The organism is Candidatus Deferrimicrobiaceae bacterium (genome assembly GCA_035256765.1).
Taxonomy (GTDB): Bacteria; Desulfobacterota; Deferrimicrobia; order Deferrimicrobiales; family Deferrimicrobiaceae; genus CSP1-8.
Map to the genome: position 1 here is coordinate 1 of DATEXR010000228.1, position 5,433 is coordinate 5,433.

Consider the following 5,433-nt stretch of genomic DNA (forward strand, 5'->3'; position numbering starts at 1 on the left):
CTACACGCTATTGGTCCTGTGCCCCGCGTTTCTCGTTCTCGACCGGAAGCCCCGCCCGACGGGGTTCTATCCGCTTGCGTTCCTCCTCCTGTACATGCCGGTCCGCTTCTTCCTCGACTTCTTGAGGATCAGCGACGCGCGTTACGGCGGTCTGACGTTCGGGCAGTACGCGGCGATCGCCGGTTTCGCCGTGGCGGGGTACGTCGTCCTCCGCCGGAGCGTGTCCCGAAACCCCTGAGCCGCCCTCTCCCCTTCTCCGGGCCGTTCGGGCACCCGACGCTAACGGGTGTAAAATGAAAAGTTATGCGTGATGGCGGAGGATCGTCCCCAATGCGAGAGCCGGCAATCTCCCTCCGGGGTCTCGTCAAGCGATACGACGCGGTCGTCGCGGTCGACTCCCTGGACCTCGACATTCGGGCGGGGGAGTGTTTCGGTCTGCTCGGCCCCAACGGAGCGGGGAAAACGACGACTCTCGAGATCCTGGTCGGGCTACAAAGCTCCACCGCCGGGCAGGTCACCGTGCTCGGGCGGGAATGGGGGGAGGACGACCGGTCGCTTCGTTCGCGGATCGGGGTCTCGCTGCAGGAGACCCGTTTCCCGGAACGCCTCAAGGTCTCCGAGGTGGTGGCGCTGTTCGCAAGCTTCTATCCCCGAAGCCGCGACCCCCTCTCCGTCATCCGGGAGGTGGGTCTTGCGGAGAAGGCCGGCGCCTGGACGAGCAGACTCTCGGGCGGGCAGAGGCAGCGGCTCGCCCTCGCCTGCGCGCTGGTGGGGGACCCGGAGCTGCTCATCCTGGACGAGCCGACCACGGGACTCGACCCCCAGGCGCGGCTTGCCTTCGGCGACTCGATCCTCTCCTACAAGGACCGGGGATGCACCATCCTCGTCTCGACGCATTCCATGGAGGAGGCGCAGCGCATCTGCGACCGTGTCGCCATCATCGACCGGGGAAAAGTGCTCGCCGTGGGGTCCCCCGGCGATCTGATCGCTTCCCTGGACGCAAACCTCGTCGTCGAGGTGGAGATGGCGGCGGGCGATATCGGGGACAAGGCCGTCCTCCAGCTCGTCGGGGTATCTTCGGTCCGGCGGGAGAACGGCGCGATCCTCGTGTCCATCCGGGATGCGCACATCACCGTCCCTGCGCTTCTCGATCTTTTCCGGGCCCGGTCTGTCGTCCTCGCGCATCTGACGCTGCGGCAGGCGACGCTGGAAGACGTGTACGTTTCCCTGACCGGGAGAAAATACCGCGATGAATAGCCCGCTGGTCCATCTCCTTCTGGCGAGGTTCCGCGAAAGCATCCGGCATCCCGAAACGATCTTCTGGACATTCGTTTTCCCGATTCTCCTGGCGTTCGCGCTGGGAATCGCCTTCCGCGGGGAGCGCCCCGATCCGGCTGCCGCCGCGGTGGTCGATTCCCCCGGGGCGGCGGAAATCGCGAGGACTTTGCGGGCGGACGACGATGTGAGGGTCGACGTGCTTCCCCGGGAGGCGGCGGACCGCCTCCTTCGGACGGGCGGCGCGGCGGTCCTGGTCATCCCCGGGGACCCTCTCGTCTACCGGTACGACCCGACCCGGCCCGACAGCCGGCTCGCCCGGGAGCGGGTGGACGGGATTCTCCAGCGCGCGGCGGGGCGCACCGACCCGGTGCCCGCGGCGGACAGGCTCGTCACGGAACCCGGCGCCCGCTACATCGATTTCCTCGTGCCGGGACTGCTCGGGATGAACCTGATGGGCGGCGGGCTTTGGGGAATCGGGTGGGTGATCGTCGAGGACCGGATCCGCAAGCTCCTCAAACTGCAGCTGGCCACTCCCATGCGGAAACGGGACTTCCTCCTGGCGCACGTGCTGTCGAGAATGGTCTTCCTCCCGCTGGAGGTCGTCCCCCTTCTGTTTCTCTCCTGGCTCTTCTTCGGCGTGTCCACGGCCGGATCGGCCTTCTCCCTGGCGGTGACCGCGACGGCCGGGGCGCTCTCCTTCGCGGGCCTCGGGACGCTCCTTGCGAGCCGCGCCCGGACGACCGCGGCGATCTCGGGACTGATCAACCTCGCCACCTTCCCGATGATCGTCCTCTCGGGGGTCTTCTTCTCCGTCAGCCGGTTTCCCGACTCCCTCCGGCCGCTGATCCGTGCCCTGCCTCTCACCGCCCTGATCGACGCGCTCCGGGGAATCATGACCGACGGGGCGCACCTCGCCGCGCTTTGGCCCCAGTTCCTGGTGATGGGCCTGTGGGGGACCCTGTCCTTCGTTGTCGCCCTGTGGATTTTCCGGTGGACGTAGTGCCGGCCTCTTTCCGCCCCTGCCGCCTTTCCTAAAACAGGTAGATCCGGAAAATCGCGAGGACCGCCCCCACCAGCGCCCCGACGATGGCCCCGTTCAAACGGATATACTGGAGGTCCGAACCCACCTTCGATTCGATCTGGGCCGCAAGGTCGATGTCGCGCAGCTTCTCCAGGCTCCCACGGACCATATCCCCGATGTAGGCATGGCGCTTCCGGACGAGCTCCACGGCCGTTTCGCGGACCCATGCGTCCAGTTTTTCCTGCGCGTCTGCGTCCCGGGCGAACTCCGAAAGCCTCTCGTTGAGGAATCTGCGCATCAGCGACGCGAGGTCCGAATCGGGGTGGTCGAGCTGCGCCAGAGCCGTCGCCCGGAACTGCCCAAGGACCTTCCGGATGACCTCCACCGCGTCGGTGTTCTCGACCAGCCGGGCCCGCAGGGTGTTCACCGTGGAAACCGCCTCGGGGTCGCCCGAGGAAAGGGCTCGCGCGAAATCGAGCAGCATGGCGTCCAGATTCTGCCGGATCGGGTGACCGGGGTTCCCCCTCGCCTCCTGCACGAAGACCGAAAGGTTGTCGAGAAGGGCCCGGGCGACCGTCCGGTCGTCCAGGAGGTCCACCGCCTCGGCGATATTGAGAACCACCTTCCTGTGGAGACCGCCCTCCTTGTAGGCGTCAAGCGCCTGCCGGGAAAGCCTCCGGAACAGGCCCTCGATCTCCGGGTCCCCGAGGGAACGGGTCAGGGATTTGAGCAGGAGGTCCCACACGGCGTCGTGGTCCCTCCGGGCGATCGCCTGCTCCATCCAGACTCCCAGGGGTCCCGCCAGGTCGATCCCCTTCACCTGGTCCTGAAGCGTCCGGGAAAGAAAGCCCGCGATCTCCGGCCCGTCCAGTCCTTCGACGATTTTCCCCAGCAGGTCTCGCAGCACCACGAGCAGCTTCTCCCGCCGGGACCCGTCCCCCAGGTATTCCAGGAGGGCCCGGGAGGCGGAAAACCGACCGAGGTGCTCCTCGATGACCGCGGGGGAGAGCCAGCGGTTCTGCACCATGTCCGCGATGCCGTCGACGATCCGGGCGCGGTTCTTGACGATGATGTTGGTGTGCCGCCGGATCAGCGGGATCCGGACTTCGCGAAACAGGGCCGTCACCGCGAACCAGTCGGCCACCCCGCCGATCGTCCCGGCCTCGAAGGCCGACGCCGCAATGACCCAGAACGGGCCACGGACCCACTCCTGGTGAAGCGAAAGCGTAAGGACCGTGAACCCGGTCACCGCGATCCCTAAAGATACGGGTCCAAGACGCCTGCCGGTACGAATGCTTTCCTCCCCTGCTTGTTCCGCTGCGCCTGCGACAGGACCGGTCTACAGCAGGCCCTTCACGGCGCCAAGGACGGCGGCGTAGTCGGGCTCCTTGGCCACCTCCCCCACGTGCTGGACGTACCGGACCACGTCCTTGCCGTCCACGACGAAGATGGACCGGGACAGAAGCTTCAGTTCCTTGATCAGCACCCCGTAGGCGGAGGCGAAGGAGCGATCCTGGTAGTCGGACAGCGTCTTCACCTTGTCCACGCCCGCCGCGGCGCACCACCGTTTCTGGGCGAAGGGGAGATCGAGGCTGATGGTCAGCACGACCACGTTCCCCGGCAGTTTCGCCGCCTCCTGGTTGAACCGGCGGGTCTCCGTGTCGCACGTCGGCGTGTCCAGCGAGGGAACGGCGCTGATCACCTTCACCTTCCCCCGGAAGTCCCTCAGGGTCACCGGCGCAAGCGCGGTGTCCACCACCCGGAAATCGGGCGCCTTGTCCCCCACCCGGATCTCCGGCCCGAGAAGCGTCATCGGGTTCCCCTTGAACGTTATGACTCCTTTACGCTCCTGCATCGTGTCCTCCTTTTGCAAAGGTACGGTTGCTCCCGGTCGCAACGGCCCGAACCGGAGGCGACGTCACGCCGCCGTGGTTTCCATCTCCTTCGTGTATTTGCCGAACCGGGCGGCGCTGTTGCATCGCGCGCGGTGGTAATAGGCCCGCTGGGCGGCGGGGACGTTTGCCGGATCCCCTTTCCAGGTTTTCAGCACCGGGTCCTGCAGAGCCCGTCCGTAGGAAAAGCTGAGCTCCCAGGGATGCCTTCCCAGGGCGTTCATGGCGCTCAAATTCCGGGTTGCCTGCTCCGGGCTTTGACCGCCCGAGAGGAAGACGATGCCGGGGACGGCGGAGGGGACGGTGCGGCGCAAGGTGCGAACCGTGGCCTCGGCCACCTCGGAACCGCCCGCCTGTTTCGGGCACTCCTTCCCGGAGAGGATCATGTTGGGCTTGAGAAGCGTCCCCTCGAGGGCCACGCGGTGCTCGAGAAGCTCGGAGAAGACAAGGGTGAGGGCGGCGGTCGTCACCTCCTCGCAGCGCTCGATCGTGTGGGGGCCGTCCATGAGCACTTCGGGCTCCACGATGGGGACCAGGCCGGCTTCCTGGCACAGGGCGGCGTAGCGCGCGAGCGCGTGGGCGTTCCCCTTGAGGCAGCATGCCGTCGGGATGCCGTCCCCGATGGCGATCACGGCGCGCCACTTGGCGAAACGGGCGCCCAGGTCCCGGTACCCGGAGAGCCGTTCCCGCAAGCCGTCCAGCCCCTCGGTGATCTTCTCCCCCGGAAAGCCGGGGAGGGGCTTGGCCCCCGTGTCCACCTTGATGCCGGGGATGATTCCCTGCTTGGCGAGGACCTGCGGGAAGGGGGTGCCGTCCTTGGCCTTCTGGCGGATCGTCTCGTCGAACAGGATGACGCCGCTGACGAACTCCGAGGCCCCGAGAGTGGTGAAGAGCAGATCCCGGTAGACGCGCCGGTTTTCCTCGGTGGAAGCGGTTCCGATGCCTTTAAACCTCTTTTCGATGGTTGGCGAGCTTTCGTCCGCGGCCAGGATTCCCTTCCCTTCCGCGACGAGCGACCGGGCGACGGATTCCAGTTCCTTGGGTGGCATGCGGTTCCCTCCTCTTTCTTCCTGGGGTTTGCCCGGCCGTGGCCGGGAAACGAACGGTAAAAGCCAAATTTTCTTTCCGTTTTGATGCGTTCGGGAACCCCCGGTTTCACGGCGGAAGGCAAAGATACCCGCCACGCCGGAACCTCACCCGAGAAGATGGACATTTCCGATCTTCACGCGGGAAAGTCCCGCG

The 5,433-nt window shown here is 66.5% G+C and carries 6 protein-coding genes; 3 read left to right on the forward strand and 3 right to left on the reverse strand.

Features of this window, described 5'->3' with window-relative positions:
- The 3 genes from VJ307_07705 to VJ307_07715 all read left to right on the forward strand — a co-directional run.
- The coding region (locus VJ307_07705; protein ID HJX74027.1) for a prolipoprotein diacylglyceryl transferase family protein at positions 1-238 on the forward strand (238 nt) is incomplete at its 5' end.
- Positions 239-330: 92 nt separating this feature from the next.
- A complete protein-coding gene (locus VJ307_07710; GenBank protein ID HJX74028.1) occupies positions 331-1,257 on the forward strand; it encodes an ABC transporter ATP-binding protein in 927 nt (308 codons plus the stop codon).
- Complete coding sequence (locus VJ307_07715; protein HJX74029.1) at positions 1,250-2,278, forward strand: ABC transporter permease; 1,029 nt, start codon at positions 1,250-1,252, stop codon at positions 2,276-2,278. Before VJ307_07710 ends, VJ307_07715 begins: the two co-directional genes overlap by 8 nt.
- A 31-nt stretch (positions 2,279-2,309) precedes the next feature.
- Here VJ307_07715 and VJ307_07720 read toward each other — a convergent pair whose 3' ends face one another.
- The 3 genes from VJ307_07720 to VJ307_07730 form a co-directional block, all read right to left on the reverse strand.
- Complete coding sequence (locus VJ307_07720; protein HJX74030.1) at positions 2,310-3,548, reverse strand: DUF445 domain-containing protein; 1,239 nt, start codon at positions 3,546-3,548, stop codon at positions 2,310-2,312.
- A 90-nt stretch (positions 3,549-3,638) separates the two neighbouring features.
- On the reverse strand, positions 3,639-4,154 hold the full coding sequence (gene tpx, locus VJ307_07725; GenBank protein ID HJX74031.1) for a thiol peroxidase: 516 nt from the start codon (positions 4,152-4,154) through the stop codon (positions 3,639-3,641).
- Between the two features lie 63 nt (positions 4,155-4,217).
- A complete protein-coding gene (locus VJ307_07730) occupies positions 4,218-5,240 on the reverse strand; it encodes a class I fructose-bisphosphate aldolase (protein HJX74032.1) in 1,023 nt (340 codons plus the stop codon).
- Between the last annotated feature and the right edge of the window lie 193 nt (positions 5,241-5,433).

Coding starts and splice junctions, on each gene's coding strand:
- VJ307_07730 (HJX74032.1), bottom strand. CDS start 5,240: ATGCCACCCAAGGAACTGGAATCCGTCGCCCGGTCGCTCGTCGCGGAA.
- VJ307_07715 (HJX74029.1), top strand. CDS start 1,250: ATGAATAGCCCGCTGGTCCATCTCCTTCTGGCGAGGTTCCGCGAAAGC.
- tpx (HJX74031.1), bottom strand. CDS start 4,154: ATGCAGGAGCGTAAAGGAGTCATAACGTTCAAGGGGAACCCGATGACG.
- VJ307_07710 (HJX74028.1), top strand. CDS start 331: ATGCGAGAGCCGGCAATCTCCCTCCGGGGTCTCGTCAAGCGATACGAC.